This is a genomic window from Actinophytocola sp. NPDC049390 (assembly GCF_044466355.1).
In the GTDB taxonomy this organism is placed as follows: domain Bacteria; phylum Actinomycetota; class Actinomycetes; order Mycobacteriales; family Pseudonocardiaceae; genus Actinophytocola.
Genome location: NZ_JBITMQ010000005.1, coordinates 161,028 through 184,133 on the forward strand (window position 1 = coordinate 161,028; position 23,106 = coordinate 184,133).

26 protein-coding genes are annotated in these 23,106 nt (G+C 69.8%); 13 read left to right on the top strand and 13 right to left on the bottom strand.

Annotation, left to right across the window (positions count from 1 at the left end; translation table 11 throughout):
* Positions 1–202: 202 nt before the first annotated feature.
* Positions 203–841: a cholesterol catabolism transcriptional regulator KstR gene (gene kstR, locus ACIBVP_RS17095; protein ID WP_396107081.1), complete on the top strand. Its 639-nt coding sequence runs from the start codon at positions 203–205 to the stop codon at positions 839–841.
* A 41-nt stretch (positions 842–882) separates the two neighbouring features.
* Positions 883–1,488 carry a class I SAM-dependent methyltransferase gene (locus ACIBVP_RS17100; RefSeq protein WP_396107082.1) on the top strand — a complete coding sequence of 202 codons (606 nt, stop codon included), beginning with the start codon at positions 883–885 and terminating at the stop codon, positions 1,486–1,488.
* Here ACIBVP_RS17100 and shbA read toward each other — a convergent pair.
* Positions 1,485–2,084, bottom strand: coding sequence for an RNA polymerase sigma factor ShbA (shbA, locus tag ACIBVP_RS17105; RefSeq protein ID WP_396107368.1), 600 nt, complete (start codon positions 2,082–2,084; stop codon positions 1,485–1,487). The genes ACIBVP_RS17100 and shbA overlap by 4 nt on opposite strands.
* Positions 2,085–2,404: 320 nt before the next feature.
* Between shbA and ACIBVP_RS17110 the strand changes: the two genes are divergently transcribed.
* Positions 2,405–3,091, top strand: a complete 687-nt coding sequence (locus tag ACIBVP_RS17110; RefSeq protein WP_396107083.1) for an ANTAR domain-containing protein — start codon at positions 2,405–2,407, stop codon at positions 3,089–3,091.
* Positions 3,092–3,101: 10 nt separating this feature from the next.
* On the opposite strand, the gene ACIBVP_RS17115 is transcribed toward ACIBVP_RS17110, so the two are convergent.
* Genes ACIBVP_RS17115 through ACIBVP_RS17130 form a run of 4 tightly spaced genes read right to left on the bottom strand, consistent with a single transcriptional unit; the run spans position 3,102 to position 5,799 of the window.
* A complete protein-coding gene (locus ACIBVP_RS17115) occupies positions 3,102–3,764 on the bottom strand; it encodes a GntR family transcriptional regulator (RefSeq protein WP_396107084.1) in 663 nt (220 codons plus the stop codon).
* 2 nt (positions 3,765–3,766) lie between these two features.
* Positions 3,767–4,495, bottom strand: coding sequence for a maleate cis-trans isomerase (locus tag ACIBVP_RS17120; RefSeq protein ID WP_396107085.1), 729 nt, complete (start codon positions 4,493–4,495; stop codon positions 3,767–3,769).
* A 17-nt stretch (positions 4,496–4,512) separates the two neighbouring features.
* Positions 4,513–5,292 (bottom strand): Asp/Glu racemase, encoded by a 780-nt coding sequence (locus tag ACIBVP_RS17125; protein WP_396107086.1) that lies wholly within the window; start codon positions 5,290–5,292, stop codon positions 4,513–4,515.
* Between the two features lie 12 nt (positions 5,293–5,304).
* On the bottom strand, positions 5,305–5,799 hold the full coding sequence (locus ACIBVP_RS17130) for a DUF3830 family protein (RefSeq protein WP_396107087.1): 495 nt from the start codon (positions 5,797–5,799) through the stop codon (positions 5,305–5,307).
* A gap of 113 nt (positions 5,800–5,912) precedes the next feature.
* Between ACIBVP_RS17130 and ACIBVP_RS17135 the strand changes: the two genes are divergently transcribed.
* Both ACIBVP_RS17135 and ACIBVP_RS17140 read left to right on the top strand, forming a co-directional pair.
* Complete coding sequence (locus ACIBVP_RS17135; protein WP_396107088.1) at positions 5,913–6,908, top strand: D-2-hydroxyacid dehydrogenase; 996 nt, start codon at positions 5,913–5,915, stop codon at positions 6,906–6,908.
* Entirely contained in the window at positions 6,905–8,305 is a 1,401-nt protein-coding gene (locus ACIBVP_RS17140; protein ID WP_396107089.1) for an amidase, read from the top strand. Before ACIBVP_RS17135 ends, ACIBVP_RS17140 begins: the two co-directional genes overlap by 4 nt.
* Before the next feature lie 6 nt (positions 8,306–8,311).
* Here ACIBVP_RS17140 and ACIBVP_RS17145 read toward each other — a convergent pair whose 3' ends face one another.
* Complete coding sequence (locus ACIBVP_RS17145; RefSeq protein ID WP_396107090.1) at positions 8,312–9,163, bottom strand: diacylglycerol/lipid kinase family protein; 852 nt, start codon at positions 9,161–9,163, stop codon at positions 8,312–8,314.
* Positions 9,164–9,344: 181 nt separating this feature from the next.
* Here ACIBVP_RS17145 and ACIBVP_RS17150 point away from each other — a divergent pair, with 181 nt between their 5' ends.
* From ACIBVP_RS17150 to ACIBVP_RS17160, 3 genes are all read left to right on the top strand, one after another.
* Positions 9,345–10,622 carry an acyl-CoA dehydrogenase family protein gene (locus tag ACIBVP_RS17150; protein ID WP_396107369.1) on the top strand — a complete coding sequence of 426 codons (1,278 nt, stop codon included), beginning with the start codon at positions 9,345–9,347 and terminating at the stop codon, positions 10,620–10,622.
* A complete protein-coding gene (locus ACIBVP_RS17155) occupies positions 10,619–11,812 on the top strand; it encodes an acyl-CoA dehydrogenase family protein (protein WP_396107091.1) in 1,194 nt (397 codons plus the stop codon). The genes ACIBVP_RS17150 and ACIBVP_RS17155 overlap by 4 nt, the downstream gene beginning before the upstream one ends.
* 159 nt (positions 11,813–11,971) lie before the next feature.
* Positions 11,972–12,181, top strand: a complete 210-nt coding sequence (locus ACIBVP_RS17160) for a hypothetical protein (protein ID WP_396107092.1) — start codon at positions 11,972–11,974, stop codon at positions 12,179–12,181.
* A 75-nt stretch (positions 12,182–12,256) separates the two neighbouring features.
* Here the strand turns inward: ACIBVP_RS17160 and ACIBVP_RS17165 are convergent, their stop codons facing one another.
* The 6 genes from ACIBVP_RS17165 to kstD are packed head-to-tail and all read right to left on the bottom strand — an operon-like array spanning position 12,257 to position 17,628.
* Positions 12,257–12,682 (bottom strand): hypothetical protein, encoded by a 426-nt coding sequence (locus tag ACIBVP_RS17165; protein WP_396107093.1) that lies wholly within the window; start codon positions 12,680–12,682, stop codon positions 12,257–12,259.
* Complete coding sequence (locus ACIBVP_RS17170; protein WP_396107094.1) at positions 12,679–13,539, bottom strand: MaoC/PaaZ C-terminal domain-containing protein; 861 nt, start codon at positions 13,537–13,539, stop codon at positions 12,679–12,681. Before ACIBVP_RS17170 ends, ACIBVP_RS17165 begins: the two co-directional genes overlap by 4 nt.
* A 7-nt stretch (positions 13,540–13,546) precedes the next feature.
* Positions 13,547–14,554, bottom strand: coding sequence for a 2Fe-2S iron-sulfur cluster-binding protein (locus tag ACIBVP_RS17175; protein ID WP_396107095.1), 1,008 nt, complete (start codon positions 14,552–14,554; stop codon positions 13,547–13,549).
* The gene (locus ACIBVP_RS17180; protein ID WP_396107096.1) at positions 14,547–14,867 is read right to left on the bottom strand and encodes a hypothetical protein; all 321 of its coding nucleotides are present in this window, start codon (positions 14,865–14,867) and stop codon (positions 14,547–14,549) included. Before ACIBVP_RS17180 ends, ACIBVP_RS17175 begins: the two co-directional genes overlap by 8 nt.
* Positions 14,864–16,000 (bottom strand): Rieske 2Fe-2S domain-containing protein, encoded by a 1,137-nt coding sequence (locus ACIBVP_RS17185; protein WP_396107097.1) that lies wholly within the window; start codon positions 15,998–16,000, stop codon positions 14,864–14,866. Before ACIBVP_RS17185 ends, ACIBVP_RS17180 begins: the two co-directional genes overlap by 4 nt.
* A complete protein-coding gene (gene kstD / locus ACIBVP_RS17190; protein ID WP_396107098.1) occupies positions 15,997–17,628 on the bottom strand; it encodes a 3-oxosteroid 1-dehydrogenase in 1,632 nt (543 codons plus the stop codon). The genes ACIBVP_RS17185 and kstD overlap by 4 nt, the downstream gene beginning before the upstream one ends.
* A 25-nt stretch (positions 17,629–17,653) precedes the next feature.
* On the opposite strand from kstD, the gene ACIBVP_RS17195 reads away from it, so the two are divergent.
* Positions 17,654–19,195 carry an FAD-binding protein gene (locus ACIBVP_RS17195; RefSeq protein ID WP_396107099.1) on the top strand — a complete coding sequence of 514 codons (1,542 nt, stop codon included), beginning with the start codon at positions 17,654–17,656 and terminating at the stop codon, positions 19,193–19,195.
* On the opposite strand, the gene ACIBVP_RS17200 is transcribed toward ACIBVP_RS17195, so the two are convergent.
* Positions 19,192–19,530 (bottom strand): hypothetical protein, encoded by a 339-nt coding sequence (locus ACIBVP_RS17200; protein WP_396107100.1) that lies wholly within the window; start codon positions 19,528–19,530, stop codon positions 19,192–19,194. The genes ACIBVP_RS17195 and ACIBVP_RS17200 overlap by 4 nt on opposite strands.
* A gap of 149 nt (positions 19,531–19,679) precedes the next feature.
* Here ACIBVP_RS17200 and hsaA point away from each other — a divergent pair, with 149 nt between their 5' ends.
* From hsaA to hsaB, 4 genes are read left to right on the top strand one after another with little or no spacing between them, the layout of a single operon-like run.
* Positions 19,680–20,843: a 3-hydroxy-9,10-secoandrosta-1,3,5(10)-triene-9,17-dione monooxygenase oxygenase subunit gene (hsaA, locus tag ACIBVP_RS17205; protein ID WP_396107101.1), complete on the top strand. Its 1,164-nt coding sequence runs from the start codon at positions 19,680–19,682 to the stop codon at positions 20,841–20,843.
* Positions 20,840–21,667 carry a 4,5:9,10-diseco-3-hydroxy-5,9,17-trioxoandrosta-1(10),2-diene-4-oate hydrolase gene (hsaD, locus tag ACIBVP_RS17210; protein WP_396107102.1) on the top strand — a complete coding sequence of 276 codons (828 nt, stop codon included), beginning with the start codon at positions 20,840–20,842 and terminating at the stop codon, positions 21,665–21,667. Before hsaA ends, hsaD begins: the two co-directional genes overlap by 4 nt.
* On the top strand, positions 21,667–22,572 hold the full coding sequence (gene hsaC, locus ACIBVP_RS17215; RefSeq protein WP_396107103.1) for an iron-dependent extradiol dioxygenase HsaC: 906 nt from the start codon (positions 21,667–21,669) through the stop codon (positions 22,570–22,572). The genes hsaD and hsaC overlap by 1 nt, the downstream gene beginning before the upstream one ends.
* Positions 22,569–23,105 carry a 3-hydroxy-9,10-secoandrosta-1,3,5(10)-triene-9,17-dione monooxygenase reductase subunit gene (hsaB, locus tag ACIBVP_RS17220; RefSeq protein WP_396107104.1) on the top strand — a complete coding sequence of 179 codons (537 nt, stop codon included), beginning with the start codon at positions 22,569–22,571 and terminating at the stop codon, positions 23,103–23,105. The genes hsaC and hsaB overlap by 4 nt, the downstream gene beginning before the upstream one ends.
* The last annotated feature ends 1 nt before the right edge of the window (position 23,106 follow it).

The window sequence follows — 23,106 nt, forward strand, 5'->3', positions numbered from 1 at the left end:
CGGCCATGTCCCGCACCGCGCGCATGAGGTCCTCGGTCACCGACACCCGACCGAGTATAGAACATGTTCTAGTTTTGCGGCTGTGGACGGACGTAACATCTCCGGTACGTACGTTCTGTAAGCTGTCAGAGGCAGGCAGGAACGCGTTCCGACTGTGTCGGATGTTCGCTCCGCAAGCTCCGCGAATCAGGGGATATGTTCGATGGCAAGACCACGCACGGCGGGCGCGAACGCGCTGAACGTGCTCACCGACGACGAGCTCGGGTCAGCGGCCCAGCGCGACCGTCGCAAGAGGATCCTGGACGCGACGATCGCGCTGGCGTCGAAGGGGGGCTTCGAGGCGGTGCAGATGCGTGCCGTCGCGGAGAAGGCCGACGTCGCGCTCGGCACGCTCTACCGGTACTTCCCGTCGAAGATCCACCTGCTCGTGTCCGGGCTCGCCCGTGAGCTGGAGCGTGGCCAGGAACGCGGCGGCGGGGCGATCCCCGGCGACACCGCGTACGACCGGCTGCTGTTCGTGCTGGGCCGCATCACCCGCGCCATGCAACGCGACCCGAACCTCACCGAGGCGATGACCAGGGCGTTCATGTTCGCCGACGCCTCGGCGGCCGCCGAGGTCGACACCGTCGCGAAGCTGATCGAGCGCACGTTCGCCCGGGCGCTGCACGACGACGACCCGGCGGGCGAGCCGACCGACGAGGACCGCGCGATCGCCCGCGTGATCGGTGACGTGTGGCTGTCGAACCTGGTCGCCTGGGTGACCCGGCGGTCGTCCGCTTCGGACGTCGCCGAACGGCTCGAGCTGACCGTGCGGCTTTTGCTCACGCACAAGGCCGAGTAGCGCTGCTGGACGCCCCAGCGCGGAAACGGCATGCTGGAGGAATGGTCAAACCCCCGCCGTTCGACCGGATCGGGAAGCGTTACGACGAGTCGTTCACCGAGCGGGATGTGCAAGTTGCAGAAGGCAATTGGCTGATCGGTCAGTTGTCCACGCCGGCCCGGGTGCTCGATCTCGGCTGCGGCAGCGGACTGCCGACGTGCAAGCAGTTGCTGGACGCCGGCATCGAGGTCGTCGGGATCGACGAGTCGGCCGAGATGCTCGCGCTGGCCGAGCAGCAGGCGCCCGGTGGCGAGTACCTGCACCGCGATCTCCGGGACATCGCCGACCTGGGTGAGTTCGACGCCGCCGTCGCGTTCTTCTCGCTGATCATGCTGCCGAAGGCGGACGTCCCGCCGCTGCTGTCCCAGCTGCGCAGCCAGTTGCGCGGGCCGAAGCTGCTGCAGATCGCGATGGTGCTCGGCGACTTCGACGAGTTCCCGATCGTCTTCATGGGAGAGCCGATCGCCGTGACCGCCTACCCGCCCGACGACCTGGCCCACGTCGTCGAGCGAGCCGGCTTCGAGTGCCTGGACCTGCGCGAGATCAAGGCGGAGGCCGAGAAGAACCGCCTGGAAGTCCAGCTTTTCCTACGGGCGAAGGGTGCCTAGACCCATTCGGCCGGGCTGAGCACGTTGCGGAGCTTGGCCAGTGCGCGGTGCTGGGTCACCCGGACGGCCGTCGGGGTCAGGCCCACCGCGGTCGCCGTCTCCTGTGCCGACAGGCCGACGACGAGGCGCAGGAGGAGGATCTCCCGCTGGCGGGGCGGCAGCGTCGCGAGGAGCTGGTCCAGGCGGTCGCGCAGGTCCGCCGCCATGATCTGCTGCTCGGGGCTCGCGCCCATGTCCACGCCGTCCGGCACGTCGGCCGCCGGGTCCGACCGGTCGCGGCCCGCGCGCCGGTAGTGGTCCGCGACCTTGTGCGCGGCGATGCCGTAGACGAAGGGGAGGAACGACTCGGGCTCGTCGCCGTAGCGCGAGAGCGCACCCAGGACCGCCATGCAGATCTCCTGCGCCACGTCGTCCGCCGACGAGAAGGCCGATCCACTGCGCCCGATCCGTGACCGACAGTAGCGAACGATCGCGGGTCTGATCCAGGCGAAGAGCGTCGCGACGGCTTCCTGGTCCCCCTGCATCGACGACGTCACGAGCTCATGGAACGCGGCGCTCTTGAGACGGGCGAAGATCTCAGTAGCATCCGATGACATAACCTGCGCACTCACGAGGCCTCCACGCACTTCCGCTCCCGCACGTGAGTGATACTCGTAAATTTCAACCATCAACCAACAGAGTCCAAGGGCCCTGATCGGTGTCTTTGCGTGAGCGGCGACGGCGACGGTGCGTGTTCGCGGTTCGGACGGTGCGATAACGACTACGGATCGTGACTGTCGGTCGAAAATGATCTTGAAATGTCGGGGAAAGTGAATTCCCGGCTCGTCGCCACGGACCGGACAGGATTTTCGCCAAATAATGACAGTGTGTTGCTGACCCGCCCCCGCAACTGATCACACGGTCGTAGTCTTACCCGGTGACCAGCAGGCCAGCCGAACAACTGGCGGAAACATTCGTCGAACTCGCCGACATGATGGCGCGCGAGTACGACCTCGACGGGTTTCTCCGCCTGCTGGTGAATCGATCCGTACAGCTGCTCGACGTGCCGGCGGCGGGTGTGCTCATCGTCGGTCACGGCGTGGTCGCCTCGCACGAGCGGCTGATTCCCGTGCTGGGGCACGACGTGAGCCCGCTGGCGGACTCCGCCCGGGACGGCGAGGTGGTCGCGGTGCCCGACGTCGACGCGGCGACCGCGTGGCCCGGGTTCGCCGACGACGCCCGGGGCGCGGGGTTCGCGTCGGTGCACGTGCTGCCCCTGCGCAGGCGCGGTGAGACGGTCGGCGCGCTCGCGCTGTTCCGGGACGGCACAGGGGAGGCAGACGTGCGTCTCGCCAAGGCCGTCGCCGACATCGCGGCGGTGACGATCATGCAGGCGCGGGCGCTGCGGCAGGCGGACGAGCTCGCCGGGCAGCTGCAGCACGCGCTCGACAGCCGGGTGATCATCGAGCAGGCCAAGGGTGTGCTGGCGGAGCGGCTCGGGCTCGGCATGGGCGCCGCGTTCACCGCGCTGCGCGGCTACGCGCGCAGCCACAACACCCGGGTCGCCGAGCTCGCCTCGGCCATAGTGGACGGCAGGTTCGACACGAACCGGCTGCGTCGTTGACCCGGTCGCGTCAGGCCTTCGGGACCAGTCGGTCGATGGACTCCAGCATGTGCGACTCGATCAGGCTGATCAGCTGCTGCTCGTCGCCGTCGGAGATCGCGTCCACCAGGGCCCGGTGCTCGGCGACCAGCTCGCTCGGCTCCGGGTAGTGCTGCTGCAGCGCGGCGAGGCACATCCTCGTCTCCACGAGCAGCGTCTGCGCCATGCGTTCCAGCCGCGTGTTGCCCGAGCAGCTGACGAGGGTCTGGTGGAACGCCTGGTCGGCGTCGCTCATGGCGTTGCGGTCCTTGCTCTCCGCCGCGGTGACGAGGTTGTCCAGCGCCTCCGACAACCGGGCCACGGCCTCGCCGCGGTTGCCCGACATGATCAGCTGGCACGACGTGCGCTCGATCGCCAGCCGCGCGAGGTAGATGTCCCGCACGTCCGACGCCGACAGGTCGATCACGAACAGGCCCCGGTGCCGTTCGCCACGCAGCAGTCCCTCCTGCACGAGTCGTTGCATCGCCTCTCGCAGTGGACCACGGCTCACCTCGAACCGCGCGGCGAGCTCCGCCTCGCCCAGCTGCGTACCCGGCGCGAAGACGCCGTACATGATCGCCGAGCGCAGCTGTGCCGCGATCAGTTCCGCCGTCGACTGCCGCGCCACCGGCTCCAGCTCGCCCAGTTCACTCACGACTACTCCCTGGCAAACAACGCCCCCAGCCCGGCCCTCGGCTCCGTGGCGCCGACCAGCCGCAGCCCTTCCCACACGCTGACCTGGTTCGCCGTCAGGACCGGCTTGCCCAGCCGCTCCTCCAGGTCGGTCAGCCACTCGACGGTGTGCAGCGCCGTGTCCGGCACCAGCACCGCCTCGGCGTCGGCGTGGTCGTTCGACGCCACGAAGTCCAGCACCTCGTCCCTGCCCAGTGTGCCCACCTCGGCGGCCGTGACGATGCCCCGGCACGACAACGAGACCACTTCGATGTCCGCGGCGCCGAGAAACGCCGCGAACCGGTCCGCCACGTCCCGCGGGTACGTCGCCGCCACCGCGACCTTGCTCAGACCCAGGTGCCGCACCGCGTTGACGAACGCGAAGGAGGTGCTCGACGCGGGCGCCGCCGCGGCCGCCCGCACCCCGTCGACCTGCGCGGTGGCCCCGTCCCAGCCGAAGACGAAGCTGCCGGACGTGCACGCCCAGACCGCCGCGTCCACGCCCTGTGCCTTCAACGTCGCCGCGCCCTCGCCGAGGACGTCCTCACCGCCGATGTCCAGCAGCGCGTCGACCCGGTGCGCGTCCTCCCGCATCAGCGTGTGCACCACCGGCAGCGAGACGGCCCGGCCGGACGCCGCGAGCAGACGTTCCATGGCCGGGTACTCGTCCTCCGCGCTGTAGCCCGGGTACAGGAAACCAATAGCGGTGGTCATCGGCGAAAACCCTATCGTCAGGCCGCGTGCGGCTGGGTGGCCTGCGCGAGCCACTGACCGGACGCCATCATCGGCGAGCCGATCGCGTGGAGCGCCGACCACATCGTCACCTGGTTCGCCGTGAGCACCGGCTTGCCCAGCCAGCTCTCGAGCGGGCCGATGATGTCGTAGGTCGGCACGTTCGTGCAGGAGATGAACAGTCCGTCCGCTTCGGGGACGTCGACCGCGGTGACCGCCTGCACGATCTCCGCGTAGCCGACCTTCCAGATGTGGTCGAGCAGGCCGAGACCCACGCTCGAGGAGACCTCGACCCCGTGCTCGCCGAGGAACGACAGCAGCCGCTCGGTGACGCTGTCGATGTACGGGGTCACCACGGCGATCCTGGTCAGGTTCAGGGCCCGCAGCGCCTGGACGAGCCCGCCGGACGTCGTGGTCGCCGCCGGGGCGCCCGCGGACATCATGCTGGCGTGCAGCGCCCGCTCGCCCTCGGCGCCGCCGACGAAGCTGCCCGACGCGCACGCGTACGTCACGACCAGCGGTTCGGGTGCGAGCACGTCCTTGGTCGCGCGGCGCACCCGCTCGGAGTCCGACAGCTCGCTCGCCATCTCGATGGTCACCGGGACCGGCACGAACGGCAGGCGTGTCATGTACAGGGAGATGTCGTCCGGCGCCCACCGCCACAGCTCGCGGTCCAGCGCGAAGTCGAACGGCGCCACCACGCCGACGCCGCGCTGGGTGACGAGTTCCGGTCCGATGATCTCGAGGGGGCCTCTGCCGCCAACTCTGTCCGAAACCATGACGGCCCCCGCTCAGCCGTCGTGCCGTTGGTACACCAGCCGCTCACCGACGCTGCCCGACCGCCAGACGTCGTTGCAGGCCTCCGCCATCGCGTCGAGGCCCTCGACGATCGTGGCGTAGACGTTCCCGGGCACCCAGCCGACGTCGCCGTTCAGCAGGATGTTGTTGCGGCCGTAGAAGATCGCGAGGTCGATGACCCCCGGCAGTTTGTCGAGGCCCTTCTCCTCCTTGAAGGCGCGGTCGAGCATGCCGCCGTGGAAGTCGAAGAAGACCACGTCGCCGGGGATGGGCGTGACGGTGGGGTTCTCGAGGCCGATCGGCTCGTCGACGAACCGTTCCACCATCGTGTAGATCTCGTTGCGCGCGTACTTCGCGTGGTGCACGGGACCGGCGTGTGGCAGGTTCTCCCAGACCGCATCGCACGTCCTCGGCGCGTCCTTGTCCAGGAGTTGGGCCACGCACGACACGCCACGGCGTTCGAGCGTGATCGTCATGAATCGCGACATGGGCACCCCAATGCAGCACCGGATAGGAGGTGGGTTTGGTGTTTTCTCCGCGGGCTGCGACGGCCGCGCCGATTGTTGACAATCATACGAGCGGTACTTAGCGTGTCAATCCCATGTCAGCTGGCAAATCCGCGACCATCGTCGTGCTCCACGCCCAGTCGGGTGACACCGCTCGTCCCACCGGGATGACCGAGGTCGAGGCCGTCGCCGACGTCCGCTATGTCACCGCGGACGGCCTCGTCGAAGCGCTTCCCGGGGCCGACGTCCTGCTCGTGTGGGACTTCCGCGCGAGCACCCTGTCCAGCGCGTGGCCGGGTGCGGACTCGTTGCGCTGGGTGCACGCCGCCAGCGCGGGCGTCAACCACGTGCTGACACCCGAAGTGGTGGCGAGCGATGTCGTCGTCACCAACTCGCGTGGCGTTTTCGACGAGCCGATGGCCGAGTACGTCCTCGCGATGGCCCTCGCCCTGGCCAAGGACCTGCCGACCACGCTGAGCAGGCAACGTGAGCGCCGCTGGCACCACCGCGAGACCGAGCGGCTCGGCGGCAGGCGTGCGCTGGTCGCGGGCACCGGACCGATCGGCCGCGCCATCGGCCGCAAGCTCGCCGCCGCGGGCATGACCGTCACCGGCCTGGGCCGTACCCCTCGAACCACGGACCCTGACCTGGGTGAGGTGCTTCCCATGTCGTCGCTGTCCGAGGTCCTGCCTGACATGGACTGGGTGGTTCTCGCCGCCCCGTTGACGGACGAGACCCGCGGCATGATCGACGCGAAGGCGCTCGCCGCCATGAAGCCCACCGCCCGGCTCGTCAACGTCGGCCGCGGCCCGCTGGTCGTGCAGGACGACCTCGTCGAGGCCCTGACCGCCGGGTCGCTCGCGGGAGCCGCGCTGGACGTGTTCGTCGACGAGCCGCTGCCGGCGACCTCGCCGCTGTGGGCGATGCCGAACGTGATCGTGTCGCCGCACATGTCCGGCGACGTGGTGGGATGGCGGGCGGAACTGGTAGCACTGTTCCACGACAACCTCACGAGGTATCTGGACGGCGAGCCGCTGCGCAACGTGGTCGACAAGGCGCGCGGGTACGTCCGTGGGAAAGGAACTCCATGACCGCTGGGATGACCGCGACCGAGCTGCTCGCCGAATACCGCGCCGGCCGCCTCTCCCCGGTGGAAGCCACCACCGACGCCCTTGCCCGAATCGACGAGCGGAACGACGACGTCAACGCGTTCTGCCTGGTGGACAAGGAGAAAGCGCTCGCCGAGGCCGCTGAGTCCTCGGCGCGCTGGCAGGCTGGTGAGCCGCGTGGCCTGCTCGACGGCGTGCCGGTGTCGGTCAAGGACATCCTGCTCACCAACGGGTGGCCGACCCTGCGCGGTTCCCACTCGATCGAGAAGGACCAGCTGTGGGACGTCGACGCCCCGGCCGTCGCCCGGTTGCGCGAGCACAACGCGGTGATCGTCGGCAAGACCACCACGCCCGAGCTGGGCTGGAAGGGCGTCACCGACAGCCCCCTCACCGGCGTCACCCGCAACCCGTGGGACACCACGAAGACCGCGGGCGGCTCCAGCGGCGGCGCGTCCGCGGCGGTCGCCTCGGGCATGGGCACGATCTCGCTGGGCACCGACGGCGGTGGCTCGATCCGCATCCCCGCGTCGTTCACCGGGGTGTTCGGCATCAAGCCGACCTACGGCCTCGTGCCGATCTGGCCCGCGAGCCCGTTCGGCACGCTCGCGCACGTCGGCCCGCTGTCGTGGAGCGTCGCCGACGCCGCACTCGCGCTCGACGTCATCACCGGTCCGGACGCCCGCGACTGGACCGCGGGGCCGCGGCCGGAGCGGTCGTTCGCAGCGGCCGCCGAGTCGGGGGCGGCCTCGGGCATCGCTGGCATGCGGATCGCGTTCAGCCCGACGCTGGGGTACGTGCGGGTGGACAACGAGGTCGCCGCGCTGGTCGCGGACGCGGTGAAGGTGTTCACCGAACTCGGCGCGGTCGTGTCCGTGGGCGACCCCGGCTTCGCCGACCCGGTCGAGGCGTTCCACGTGCTGTGGTTCTCGGGCGCGGCGGCGTCGACGGCCGCGCTCACCGACGACCAGCGGGCGCGGCTGGACCCCGGCCTGCGCGAGGTGTGCGAGCAGGGCGCGAAGTACACCGCCGTCGAGTACCTGGAGGCGACCGCCACCCGCGCCGCCGTCGGCCGGACCATGGGCGAGTTCCACGAGCACTACGACCTGCTGATCACGCCGACGATGCCGATCCCCGCGTTCGAGGCGGGCGTGGAGGTGCCGCCGGGGTCGGGTGCGACGCGCTGGACCGGGTGGACCCCGTTCACGTACCCGTTCAACATGACGCAGCAGCCCGCCGCGACCGTGCCGTGCGGGTTCACCTCCACGGGGTTGCCGGTGGGGTTGCAGGTGGTGGGCCCCCGGCACGCGGACGCGCGGGTGCTGACCGCGTGCGCCGCGTTCGAGCAGGCCCGGCCGTGGCGTGGGCGGCTGCCTACCTGACAGCCGTCAGGTAGGCACGACCACCCGCACCCGGCCCGGCAGCAGGGCGAAGCGTGCCGGGTCGAGGGTGCGCAGGTCACCGTCGACGTTGAACTCCGTGCCGCGCGGCACGTCGACCGCGATCTCGTGCCCTCGGTGGTGCGGCACGTCCTCCTGCTGTGTGAGCATGCCCCGGCGCATGTGGTACCCGTGGCGCACCAGGGCCAGCCGCGAACCGGCTGGCACGACCGCGACGTCGAGCCGATCGTCGTCGTGCCGGGTGCCGCCGATGTTCGAGCCGCCCCCGAACGCGCCGCTCACCGCCACGACGACCTGCCACGCGTCGCCGTCGAACACGACCTCGTCGTCGACGAGCACACGGCACGCGACGTGCGGCGCGGTGAGCCCGGCCCGCACCGCGCCGACCGCGTAGGCGAAGGCGCCGAGCCGCGCCTTGTGGGGCTTCGCGAGCCTGCTCGCCACCGCGGACAAGCCGGCCGCGGCGGCGTTCACGAACGGGCGCCCGTTGGCGAGCCCGATCTCCCGCTGCTCGGTGCGTGCGTCCGGGTCGGCCGCGAGCCGGCAGGCCTGCGTGAGATCGGTGGGCAGGCCGAGCGCGCCCGCGAAGTCGTTCGCGGTGCCGGTCGCGAGTACGGCGAGCGGGACACCCGCGGTGTGCGCGGCGCGGGCCGCGGTCCCGATCGACCCGTCCCCGCCCGCGACGACGACCCGTTCGGTGTCGGTGGGCAGCGGGTCGTCGAGGTCGTCGATGGCCCTGGTCTCGACCTCGGCGCCGGCGTCGGCGAGCAGGCGCCGGATGCGGTCGCCGTCGGTGCGGCCACTGCCGGACTTCCGATTGGCCACGAGGACGATGCGCACCCGGACATTCTGGGTGCATCTTCCCGTGTCCTGCACGCCGGTTGTCGCCGTGACGTGCTTCACCTGCGCGACACGGTGGCCTACTCTAGAGTAGGTACCGTTATTTAACTCGCGAGTAGGTAGGGGTGGTTCGGTGTCGGCCAGCGAGGGTCTTGGCGCCAAGCCGCACAGGCGAAATGCCATGGGCGCCGTGATGTCCGTGCTCAACCGCCTGGCCGGGGCTCCGGTCGTCGAGCGGCTGGGGCTGAAGAAGTCGGTGGACCGGACGCTGTACCAGGCGACGAAGACCGGTTTCCGCGCCGCGGGCGCGGCGACCCGTAACTTCACGGCCGTCAGGAAGCGTGGCGCACCCGCCCGTCCGCCCGCGGTCGCGGACAGCGGCGTGTTCGACCTGACGCCCACCGACGACCAGCAGATGATCGTCGAGACGGTCCGGGAGTTCGCGGCCGAGCGCCTGCGCCCCGCGGCCGCGTCGGCCGACGACAAGTGCGCACCGCCGGAGGAGCTGCTGTCGACGTCCGCGGAGCTGGGCATCACGCTGCTCGGCGTGCCGGAGGAACTCGGCGGGGTGGCCACCGAACGGTCGTCAGTCACGAACGTCCTGGTGGCGGAGGCCCTCGCGGCCGGGGACATGGGCCTGGCGCTGGCGTGCCTCGCCCCGGCCGCCGTGTCGAACGCGCTGGTGCTGTGGGGCACCGAGGAGCAGCAGGCGACGTACCTGCCCGCGTTCACCGGTGACGACGTGCCCGCGGCCGCCCTGGCGATCCAGGAGCCCACCGCGTTGTTCGACCCGTTCTCCCTGCGCACCAAGGCGTACCGGACCCCCGGCGGCTTCCGCCTGACAGGCGTCAAGTCCCTGGTCCCGCGTGCCGCGGCGGCCGAGCTGTTCGTGGTCGCGGCCGATGTGGACGGTCGCGGGCCCGCGCTGTTCGTCGTGGAGTCGTCGTCGGTGACGGTCGAGTCCGAGCCCGCGATGGGGCTGCGCGCCGCGGGGACCGGCCGGGTGCTGCTGGACCAGGTGAACGTGCCCGCTTCCGCCATGCTGGACGCGGACTACGCCGAGTGCGTGCGGTTGGCGCGACTCGGCTGGTGCGCGCTGGCGGTGGGCACCGGGCAGGCGGTGCTGGACTACGTGATCCCGTACGTGAACGAGCGTGCGGCGTTCGGTGAGCCGGTGTCGCACCGGCAGGGCGTGGCGTTCAGGGTGGCCGACATCGGCACGGAGCTCGACGGGATGCGACTGGTGACGTACCGGGCCGCGTCCCGCGCGGCGCTCGGCCTGCCTTACGCCCGTGAGGTTGCGCTGGCCCGGAAGCTGTGCACCGACAAGGGGATGATGATCGGCAGCGACGGCGTGCAGTTGCTGGGCGGGCACGGTTTCGTGAAGGAGCACCCGGTGGAGCGGTGGTACCGCGACCTGCGGGCCGTCGGCGTGATGGAAGGCGCGGTGCTGGTGTGATCAACCTCGAGGTTCCCCGCAAGCTGACCACGCTGGTCGACCAGGCCCGCCAGGCGGCGATGGCCTTCCTCCGCCCCAACTCCAGGAAGTACGACCAGGCCGAACACACCTACCCCAAGGAACTCGACACGCTGGCGTCCCTTTTGGACGGTCTGAGCGCGTCGGGCGGCGGCGCGGGCGCTGGTGGCGTCCGGCGGTCCGGCGGCAAGGGCCCGTCCACCGCCAACATGTCACTGGTACTCGGCACGATGGAGATGTGCTGGGGCGACGCGGGCCTGCTCCTGTCCATGCCGAGACAGGGCCTCGGCAACGCGGCGATCGCGTCGGTGGCGTCGGAGGAGCAGCTCGAACGGTACAAGGGCAAGTGGGCCGCGATGGCCATCACGGAACCTGACACCGGTTCGGACTCCGGCGCGATCAGGACGACCGCCGTCCGCGACGGCGACCACTACGTGCTGAACGGCGAGAAGATCTTCGTGACGTCCGGCGAACGCGCGGACTGCGTGGTCGTGTGGGCGACGCTGGACCGGTCTCTCGGAAAAGCCGCGATCAAGTCGTTCGTGGTCGACCGGGACACCCCAGGCTTCGAACTCGTGCGCCTGGAACACAAACTCGGCATTCGAGCGTCGGACACGGCCCACTTCCGGCTGGACAACTGCCGGGTGCCGGCGGAGAACCTGCTGGGCACCCCGGAGATCAAGCCGGACCAGGGCTTCGCGGGCGTCATGCAGACGTTCGACAACACGAGGCCCCTGGTGGCGGCGATGGCCGTCGGCATCGCGCGCGCTGCCCTGGAGGAAACCCGCCGCCTGCTCGCCGAGGCGGGCGTGGAGATCGACTACGACAAACCGGCGAACCTCCAACACGCCGCGGCGGCCACCTTCCTGGACATGGAAGCCGACTACGAGTCGATGTACCTGCTGACCCTGCAGGCCGCGTGGATGGCCGACAACCGCAAACCGAACTCACTGCAGGCCTCGTACGCGAAGGCCAAGGCAGGCCGCTCGGCCACGGCGATCACGCTGCGCTGCGTGGAACTGTGCGGCTCCCTGGGCTACACGGAACACGAACTGCTGGAAAAGTGGTCCCGAGACGCGAAGATCATGGACATCTTCGAGGGCACACAACAGATCCAGCAACTCATCATCGCGCGTCGCCTGCTGGGGAAGACGAGCGCGCAACTCAAGTGACCTGCGAAAACGGACCCGGCCGTCGCTGTCCATATCGGACATGGCTGCCGGGTCCGTCGCCTTTCCGGCGACAGGGACCAGCGTGCTTATGATCGCGGAGTGGACGTACTCGGGGCTGGACTGCGAACACTTGCCGCGGCGCAAACGAAGGAGCAGCTGGTGGCCGCTCTGTGGGACCTGCGTGACGCGGCCTACGACGAACCTGCTGCCTGGATTGCCTTCACGGCGGAAGGGTTCCTGCAGGGTCTGGCGGCCGAGTTGGAACAGGCGCACGCCGACGACAGCGGCCAGGTCTCGACCACCGTGATGGCCCGTGCTCTGGCGAAGGCGGTGGACCCTCGGCCGAGTGCCGCGTCGCCACGCCAGTGAAGGTCATTGAGCAGTCCTGCGGCTGAGGCGACGTGAGAATCAGCGGCGAATCGGCGAATTCGACGGTGGGATCGGCTACGGACTGCCCTCGGGCATGCGGTACCTGACGGCTGTCAGGTGGGCCATGTAGTCGGACAGGCTGGTGCCTGACAGCGTGTCCACGAACTCCTCGTCGTACTTGGCCAGCAGAATGGCCAGGTCGTACACGAGCATGCCCGAGTACCCGAACAGTTCCTGCAGCACCCGGACCACCGACAGCATGTTCGGTATGAGGGTGGCCCGGAAGTGGCGGCCTCTGGTGCGGAGGACGAGTTCGTAGTTGTAGGCCTCGAACGCCAGCTCGCCGTCGTTCTCTTCGGTGCACCTGCCGAGTGTCAGGCGCGTGCCCAGCAGGAGGGCATTCTCCAGCGGCAGGTGGCAGCCCAGTGGCGCCGCGATCTGTGCGGCCAGTTCCGGCAACGGCAGGGAGGACCGGAAGTAGTACTCGACGGTGATGCTCACCGGACGGTGAGCATCGTCTCGTCCAGGACCACCTCGTCGTTGCGGTTGATCGACGTCGTGACGGCCTGGTAGCCCTTCTCCGTGCGCCAGATACGCACCCGCAGCGTCTCGCCCGGGTAGACCACGCCCGAGAAGCGGGCCGCGAAGGAGCCGACGGCCGTGACGTCGCCGTCCAGCATCGAGTCCACGATCGCCTTGCAGACCATCCCGTAGGTGCACAGGCCGTGCAGGATCGGGCGGTCGAAGCCCGCCTTCTCCGCGAACTCCGGGTCCGCGTGCAGCGGGTTCCGGTCGCCGCACAGGCGATAGAGCAGCGCCTGCTGGGGCAGGGTGGGGACCTCCATCACCACGTCCGGCCTGCCCTCCGGCGGTGGCAGGCGCAGCGCGGGGCCGCGGGAGCCGCCGAAGCCGCCCTCGCCGCGGGCGAAGATGCCGGTCGTCGTCGTCCACAGAGGAGTGCCTGCCGGGTCGACCACCTCGGACTCCTGGACGATGACGGCCGCCTTCGTCTTGTCCCACACGTCGGCGATGCGGGAGCGGGCGGTCGCGCGGCCCGCCGTCGGCAGGCGGGTGTGCACGGTGATCGACTGGGTGCCGTGCAGGACCTTCGACAGGTCGATGTCGATGCCGGGGAAGGTCACGGCTGGCGGCTCGAACATCCGGAAGTTGGGGGCGACCACGCCGAACGTGGGCAGGACCTGGAGTCTGTCCTCCAGCACGTACTTCAGCTCGTACGGCTCTGTCGGGTGCCCGCCCGCGCCCACCGCCAGGTGGTACAGCAGCACATCGGTGCTGGTCCATGCGAACTCGGTCTTCCCCAGGTCCGCTCCGACGGCGACCTCCGGGTCGATGGGCATCGGCACCTCATTCGTAGCTGATCTCGACCTCGTCCGTCACCGGCAGGGACTGGCACGCCAACCGGATGCCGTCCGCGAGGTCCTCCTCCTCAAGGACGTCATTGTTCAGCATTTTGACCTCGCCCGACACCAACCGACACGAACACGCGCTGCACGCACCCTCCCGGCACGAGTACGGCGCGTCCAGCCCGCGCGCCAACAGCAGGTCCAGCAGCTTCGTCTCGGCCGGCCAGTCGAACCGGTGTTCGGTGCCGTCCAGCGTGACCTTCACCGACGCGGTGCGGGACGACGCCGCCACCGGCACCGCCTTCTCGAACGGGTTCGCGCCCAGCGACTTGAACCGCTCGACGTGCACGCGCCCACGCGGTACGTCCAGAGTGGACAGTGCGGACCTGACGGCCGTCATGTACGGGGCCGGGCCGCAGACGAACGCCTCGTACGCGGCGTGCGGCCGGGCCAGCTCGGCCAGCGCCGCCGCGGTCGGCAGGCCCTGCACCGACTCCAGCCAGTGGTGGACCACCAGGCGAGCCGGGTGCCTGCCCGCCAGCTCCGTCAGCTCCCGCGCGAAGATCACCGACCGTTCGTCGCGGTTGGCGTACACGAGCACGACCCGCCCGCCCCCCGACGCCAGTGCGGACTTCACGATGGACATCACCGGCGTGATGCCGCTGCCCGCCGCGAACAGCAGCAGGTTCTCGTCCAGCGACGACGGGGTGAAGATCCCCGCGGGTGGCAGCGACTCCAGCTCGTCGCCCGCCGTGACCGAGTCGCAGATCCAGTTCGAGCCGTAGCCGTCGACCGTCCGCTTGACCGTGACCTGCGGGAACGTGTCCGTGTGCGGGGACGAGGACAGCGAGTAGCACCTGGCCACCGAGCCGCAGCGGTCGCTCGGGATGCGCAGCGTGAGGAACTGGCCCGGCCGGTAGTCGAACCCGGGGGAGTCGAACACGACCGAACAGGCGTCAGGTGTCTCCCGCACGACCTCGCGGACCCGCAGCCGGAACGACTCAGTCATCCGGCACCGCCACCGCACCCTCCGCGACGGCTTGCTCGATCGCCTCCCGCAGCCGGGGGCACGTGTCGATCCGCGCGGACAGCTCGCCGGCGGACACCCGTGCGGCGAACTCCGGGCACGTCCGCGCGGGCGGGGTCTGCCACTGGATGCTCGTCTGCGTGCGACTCGCCTTGCGCACCAGCACCTCCGTCGTGCAGGCAGCGCACCTGACAGGTGTCAGGCCCGCGGTCAGGAACTCGCGCTCGTCGGCCAGAGTGCCGATCGGGTCGGTGTGCGGTGGTGCCTTCGCCCACGCCGAGGCGCTGGTCGTCATCCCGCCGCCTCCTGACGTGCCAGGTTCTCCGCGACCTCCCGCTCCCACACCTCGTTGGCGCGGGTCGTGTCCACCTCGAACTCGAACCGCTGCGTCATCTCGTCGGTCACGTCCGCGGCGTCGACGTAGAACTGCTCATACCACCGCCGCAGCTGGTAGACCGGGCCGTCCTCCTCGCACAGCAGCGGGTTGTCGATGCGGGTCTTGTTGCGCCAGATCTCCACGTCCTGCAGGAACCCGACGCCGAAGCTCTTCGCGAGCTTCGCGGCCACCTTGTCCGCCTTCTCCGCCGGCAGCCCCGGCAGTTTCTTCACGCTCACGCCCCACTGCAGCACGAACGAGTCCGCGCTGACCGGGTAGTGGCAGTTGATCAGGACGGTCTCGATGGTCGTGCCGTGGTAGTCCTGCCACAGGTCGTTGATCATGTAGGACGGCCCGTAGTACGACGCCTCCGACTTGAGGGTCACGTCGTCGGCCGAGTACGACCCGGCCGACACGTCCGGGCGGCCGCGCGAGTTGAGGTACTGGGTGGCGACGTGGCCCTCGAACACGTTCTTGAAGTACGTCGGGAACGCGAAGTGGATGTAGAAGAAGTGGGCCATGTCGACCATGTTGTCGATGATCTCGCGGCAGTTGGAGCCGTCGATTCGCACGGTGTCCCAGGTCCACTCGCTCCACTCGGGCCCGGACGCGCCGCGTGCCTCGGGGATCACGACGTCGTCGGGCGGCGGGTTGCCCTCGGGGTCGTGCCACACGAACAGCTGCTTGTTGCGTTCGAGCGTCAGCCACGACCGCGTCCGCGCCCGCAGCGGAATCCGCTTGGCGTAGGGGATCTGGACGCACTTGCCGCTACCTGACCAGCGCCAGTCGTGGAACGGGCACGCGATCGCGTCACCCTTGACCGTCCCCTGTGACAGGTCGCCGCCCATGTGCCTGCAGTACGCGTCGAGCACGTTCAGCGTGCCGTCGTCGGTCGCGAAGACGACGAGCTTGGTGCCGAACGCCTCGATCGCGTGCGGTTTGCCGTCACGGAACGGTTCCGCGAGCCCGAGGCAGTGCCAGCCCCGGGCGAACCGCTCCCTCGGCGCGCCGACATCGATCGTGCGGAAACCCTGTGTCGGTCCGGATGTCATCGCTTCGCTCCCATGTCGAGTGCCGCCAGGTACCCGAACACCATCGCCGGGCCGAGCGTCGCGCCCGGTCCCGCGTACGTACGTCCCATCACCGGCGCGCTCGCGTTGCCCGCCGCGTACAGTCCCTCGATCACCGTGCCGTCCTCGCGCAGCACCCGGGCGGCGGTGTCGGTGCGCAGCCCGCCCTTCGTGCCGAGGTCGCCGGGCACGACCTGGATCGCGTAGAACGGTGCCCTGGTCAGCGGCGCGAGGTTCGGGTTCGGCCGGTTGCGCGGGTCTCCGTAGTACCGGTCGTACGCGCTGTCGCCGCGATGGAAGTCGGAGTCCACACCGGACTCGGCGAACCCGTTGAACCGGGAGACGGTGTCCCGCAACGCATCCGGCGGGATGTCGATCTCCTTCGCCAGTTCATCCACTGTGGACGCGCGGCGGACGGTGCCCGCCTTGTACCAGCGGCCGGGAAAGGGCTGGCGCGGCCCGAGGCCCGCGAAGATGTACCGGTTGCGGTAGGTCTGGTCGGCGATCAGCCATGCGGGGACGCTGCCGGTCTCGTACATCGCGTGCACCGCGTCCACGTAGGGCGCGGCCTCGTTGACGAACCGCTCACCGCGCTGGTTCACGAGGATGCAGCCCGGCAGGCTGCGTTCAGCGAGGCAGAAGTACGGCCCGCGCGGCAGCATGATCGACGGACCCCACCACGCGTCGTCCAGCAACGCGACCGCGGCGCCGAGCCGCATGCCGGCCTCGATGCCGTCGCCGGTGTTCTCCTCGGCGCCTACCGTCCATTCGGTACCGATGGGGGCCTGCTGGTACTCCTTGCGCATCCGCTCGTTGCGTTCGAACCCGCCGGACGCGAGCAGCACGCCCCTGGTCGCGTGGATCGGTCCCGACTCGGTCTCCACGCCGACGACGCGGTCGCCCTCGGCGAGCAGCCCGGTCAGCGGCGTCGACAGGCGGACCGGCACGTCGAGCCTGGTGAGCCCGGCGCGAAGCCCGGCCGACAGCGCCTGTCCCATCGTGAGCAGACGCCTGCGCATCACCAGGGAGAGCGCTCTGCGGCCCGCGACCCGCGCGGTGCGGAGCATGCCGCGCGGGTGCCGGGCGACGAGGTTCATCCACCGGTAGTCGGCCTGCGTGACCGCGATCCCGGTGGGCGCCTTGAGGTACGGCGGCGTGAGCCGGTCGAGCTCGTCGCCGAGGACGGCCGCGTTGAGCGGGCGCGGTTCCAGTGACCGTCCCATCGGCAGCCCGCCGGGTGCCTCCGGGTAGTAGTCGGAGTAGCCGTTCACCCAGCGCATGCGCAGTGGGGTGTTGGCGAGGACGAACCGCAGCACCTCCGGGCCGTGCTCCAGGAACGCCGTGCGCATGGCGTCGTCGACCACGTCGCCGGTGATGTGGGTGAGGTAGGCGCGTGCCTGCTCGGGCGTGTCGGGCACGCCGTCGGCGAGCAGCACGTCGTTGTTGGGGAGCCAGACCCCGCCGCCGGAGCGTGCCGTCGAGCCGCCGAAGGTCGGCGCCTTCTCGATGAGCACGGTGCGCAGGCCGCGGTGTGCCGCGGTCAGCGCGGCGGTCATGCCGGCCGCTCCGCTGCCGACAACGACCACGTCGTACGTGTTCATGAGACTCATACTAGAACAGGTTATAGTTTTTGCCATGCCCTTGGAGTGGGACGAGCACGCGGACGTGATCGTGGTGGGTTTCGGCGGGGCGGGTGCGTGTGCCGCCCTGGAGGCCGCGCGGGCGGGCGCGTCCGTGCTGGCCGTCGACCGGTTCAGGGGCGGCGGCGCGACGGCGATGTCCGGCGGCATCGTCTACGCGGGCGGCGGCACGTCGGTCCAGAAGGCGGCGGGCGTGGCCGACACGGTCGACGACATGGTCGGCTACCTGCGACAGGAGGTCGGCGACGCGGTCTCCGAGGAGACGTTGCGCCGGTTCTGCGCGGACAGCGCGGACATGATCGAGTGGCTCGCCGACGCGGGGGTGCCGTTCGACTCGTCGCTGTGCCCGTACAAGACGTCGTACCCGTCGAACGACTACTACCTGTACTACTCGGGCAGCGAGAACGCGTGGCCGTACCGGTCCGTCGCGCCACCCGCGCCGCGTGGCCACCGGACGCACGGGCGGGGGACGTCGGGCAGCGTGTTCTTCTCAGCACTCGCCTCGGCGGCGCGGGCGGCGGGCGTGCGGGTCATGTCGCAGACCACGGTGACCTCGCTGGTGGTCGAGGACGGGCGCGTGGTCGGCGTCGAGTGCCGCACGCTGCGGTCGCGGTGGCACACGGTGCTGCACCGGTACGCCACCAAGCCCGGCCTGTACCTCCCCGGGTTCGCGCGGAAACTGCACCGGCGGATCGAGGCCGTGGAGGCCCGTCGTGGTCGGGTGGTGCGCATCCGGGCGCGACGCGGGGTCGTGCTGTCGGCGGGTGGGTTCGTGAACAACCGCGAGATGCTGCGATCGCATGCCCCCGAGTTCCGGGGCGGCTTGCCGCTGGGTACTCAGGGCGACGACGGCAGCGGCATCCGCCTGGGCGAGTCAGTCGGTGGCGTCACCGATCGGATGTCGACGGTGTCGGCGTGGCGTTTCCTCACGCCGCCGTCGGCGTTGCAGCGCGGTGTGCTGGTGGACGCGTCGGGGGAACGGTTCATCGACGAGTCGTCGTACGGCGCGGCGATCGGGTCGAAGCTGGTGAAGGAACGCGGCGGCAAGGCGTGGCTGCTCGTGGACGAGACGATCCTGCGGGACGCGCGGCGGCAGATCCGCCGGGAAACCCTGTGGTTCCAACGAGTTAGTGCGCACTACCTCCTGCGAGGCGCACTGGTTCGTGGCCCATCGGTGGAGAAGGTGGCGCGCAGGTCGGGCGTCGACCCTGCCGGACTGGCGGCGACGGTGGCCGCGTACGGGCGAGGGGAGGACGCGTTCGGAAAGGCGGCTGAACTGGTGGCGCCGTTGAGGGAGCCGTTCGCGTTGATCGACGTGTCGTACGGGCCGCGGCTGGGTTATCCGTGTCCGATGCTCACCCTCGGTGGGCTCGTGGTGGACGAGGAGACCGGTCAGGTGACCGGTGTGCCGGGACTGTACGCGGCGGGCCGGACGGCGGTCGGGATCTGCTCGAACTCCTACGTGAGCGGGCTGTCGCTGGCGGACTGTGTGTTCTCAGGCCGCAGAGCGGGCCGTCACGCGGCGCAGCGGATCTAGTCGGGCAACCCCTCCCTGCCGATGGCGATGTTGAGCAGGGCCGTGATCTGGGCCATGCCGAGAGCGACCTTCGTGAAGCCATCTCGCATCTCGCTGCGGACGGCCGCCAACCCGTCGTGCATCTCGCTGCGGACGGCGGCGAACTCACGGTCCATCCTCTCGCCCATACGGTCCATCCTGTCGCCCATTTCGAGCTGTGTCTCGCGCAGGGCTTCGAGGGACTTGATGTGTGCGCGCAGTTCCGTTCGGATGCCGAGGGCATCGGACAGGCCGTGGCGGACTTCGTCCATCTCGCCCTCCAGCTTCGCGACGCGGTCTTCGAGCTTGGTCAACATCGGTTCCTTCCTGTGAAGAGTAGGTGGTGCCGGGCCACCTTGCACCAGCCAAGGCCGAATACCCAAACGGGTGTCCACAGGGTTGTCACGATCTTCCACGGAGGGTGTCAGGATCGACAGAAACGAGAACGTGTTCTAGTCTTGGTCGGGTGAGCGAACAGGTGCTTGACGCTGTGCGGGAGCTGCTCCCCGTGTTCCGGGAGCGGGCTCAGGCCACCGAGGACGCGCGCCGGATCTCCGAGGAGTCGATCAAGGCACTCCAGGAGACCGGGTTCTTCAAGCTGTTGCAGCCCGCCCGCTACGGCGGGATGGAGGCCCACCCCAACGACTTCTACCGAGCCGTCCGGCTGATCGCGTCCGCGTGCGGGTCGACCGGGTGGGTGGCGGCCGTGCTCGGGTGCCACCCGTGGCAGCTCGGCCTGTTCGACGACCGCGCCCAGCGGGAGGTGTGGGGCGAGGACGACGACACGCGCGTCTCGTCCTCGTACGCGCCGATGGGCCGCGCGAAACCCGTGGACGGCGGGTTCGAGTTCACCGGCCGCTGGAGCTTCTCCTCCGGCTGCGACCACGCCACCTGGGTGTTCCTCGGCGGCCTGGTGCTCGGTGTGGACGGCACGCCGGTCGACTTCCGCACGTTCCTGCTGCCGCGCGCTGACTACCTGATCGAGGACGTCTGGGACACGATCGGGCTGCGCGGCACCGGCAGCAACGACATCGTCGTCGACAAGGTGTTCGTGCCCGAGTACCGGACGTTGAGCTTCATGGACACCGGCAAGTGCTACGGACCGGGGCAGGCCGTCAACACCGCGCCGCTCTACAAGCTGCCGTTCGCGTCCGTCTTCTCGTGCTCCATCGCCACACCCGTGATCGGGATGGCCGCCGGCGCGTACGACGCCTACGTCACCCACACCCGCGAGCGCGTGCGCGCGTCGACCGGCGGCAAGGCCGCCGAGGACCCGTTCAACCAGATCCGCATCGCCGAGGCCGCCAGCGGGATCGACGCCGCGGTGCTGCAGATCGAGCGGAACCTCGACGAGGAGATGCGGTACGTGACCGAGGGGGAGAAGATCCCCTTCCCGCTGCGGGTGCGCACGCGCCGGGACCAGGTCAACGCGACCGGCGCCGCGATCGCCGCCGTGGACCGGCTCTTCGAGAGCGCGGGCGGCCGCGCGCTCAAGGTCGGCACGCCGATCCAGCGCTTCTGGCGCGACGCCCACGCCGGTCGCGTGCACGCCATCAACGACCCCGAGAAGGCCCTCGTCATGTACGGGCAGGAGCAGTTGGGTCTCAAGGTGCAGGACGCCTGGATATGACCCCTCCGACACAGGACACCCGCGCCGGGATCCATTACTACGAGGACGGCAGCGGCGAGACCGTCGTCATGCTGCACGGCGGCGGGCCCGGCGCGTCCGGGTGGAGCAACTTCGGGCGCAACCTCCCCGTTTTCGCGCGGCGGTACCGGACGATCGTCGTGGACCAGCCCGGGTTCGGCGCGTCCGACAAGCCGAAGATCACCAGCCAGTACTTCACGTTCTCCGCCGACGCGCTGCTGAAGTTCCTCGACGAGCTGGGCATCGAGAAGGCCCACTTCGTCGGCAACTCGCTCGGCGGCGGAACGGCTGTCAGGTTCGCGCTGCGCTACCCCGACCGCGCGGGCCGGCTGGTGCTGATGGCGCCCGGCGGGCTGGGGCTGAACGTGTTCGCCCCCGATCCGACCGAGGGCATCAAGAAGCTCTACCGTTTCGCGGCGCCGCCCGGCCCGTCGAAGGAGAAGCTCGCCGACTTCCTGCGGACGCTGGTGTACGACCCGTCACTCGTCACAAACGAGCTTGTTGACGAGCGTTATGTCGTGGCGAGCGACCCGGAGTCGTTGCGTGCCATGGCATCCATGGGCGCGTCGTTCGCGGCCGACCCCGAGGAGGGCATGCTCTGGCGGGAAGCGCACCGGCTGCGGCAACGTGTCCTGCTGGTGTGGGGCCGCGAGGACCGGGTGAACCCGCTCGACGGGGCGCTCACCGCGCTGAAACTGATCCCGCGCGCACAGCTGCACGTGTTCGGCCGATGTGGACACTGGGCGCAGCTCGAGAAGTTCGCCGAGTTCAACCGCATCGCCATGGACTTCATCGGGAGCGAGTGATGGGCATCCGGTCCCTTGGCTACCTGCGCATCGAGGCCACCGACGTCGAGGCCTGGCGGACGTTCGGGCTCAAGGTCCTCGGCATGGTCGAGGGCAAGGGGGCCCGCGACGACGCGCTCTACCTGCGCATGGACGACTTCCCCGCACGTCTCGTCATCGTGCCCGGCGACACCGACCGGCTGTCGGCTTCCGGCTGGGAGGTCGCGAACGTCGGCGAGCTGGGCGAGGTGTGCGGGCGTCTGGAGGCAGCCGGTGTGCCGTTCAAGGAAGGCACACCTGACGAGCGTCAGGATCGGCGGGTCGACCAGCTGATCACGTTCGAGGACCCGTCCGGCAACACCCTCGAGGTGTTCCACGGCGCGGCACTGGAACACCGGCGGGTCGTCAGCCCGTACGGGCACCGGTTCGTCACCGGCGAGCAGGGCCTCGGCCACGTCGTGCTGTCCACACGGGACGACGCGGAGGCACTCGCCTTCTACCGCGACGTACTGGGTTTCCGGCTGCGTGACTCGATGCGCCTGCCGCCGCAGCTCGTCGGCCGCCCCGCCGACGGTGACCCGGCGTGGCTGCGGTTCTTCGGCTGCAACCCGCGCCACCACAGCCTCGCGTTCCTGCCGATGCCCACACCGTCGGGGATCGTGCACCTCATGGTCGAGGTCGAGAACACCGACGACGTCGGCCTGTGCCACGACCGTGCGCTGCGCCGCGAGGTGCCGATGTCCGCGACGCTCGGCAGGCACGTCAACGACCTGATGCTGTCCTTCTACATGAAGACCCCCGGCGGCTTCGACGTCGAGTTCGGCTGCGAGGGCCGCCAGGTCGAGGACGAGTCGTGGATCGCGCGGGAGAGCACCGCGGTCTCGTTGTGGGGCCACAACTTCTCGATCGGCGCGCGGCCACAGTGATCGGTCAGGCGCGGTTCCGCAAGGCGCTGGGCAACTTCTGCACCGGCGTCACCGTGGTGACCGCGATGCGTGACGCCGAGCCGGTGGGCTTCGCATGCCAGTCGTTCGCCGCGCTGTCGCTCGATCCGCCGCTCGTGCTGTTCTGCCCTGGGCGAACCTCGCGCACGTGGCCGCACATCGAGGCGTACGGCCACTTCTGCGTGAACGTGCTGGCGCACGCGCAACAGGACGTGAGCGCCACGTTCGGGAAAGCGGGCGCGGACAAGTTCTCGTGCGTCCCGTGGGCACCGGCCCCGTCCGGCGCCCCGATCCTCGCAGGGGTCCTGACCTGGCTCGACTGCGCAGTGGAGAACGTGTACGACGGCGGCGACCACCACATCGTCGTGGGCCGTGTCACCACGCTCGGTGACCAGCGCGACGAGCGCCCGCTGCTGTTCCACCGCGGCGCGTACACCGTCACCGAGCCCGCCGAGCCGACGCCGGGCATCCTCGACAACCTCATCACGTGGTCGAGGGACGACGACTGGATCTAGC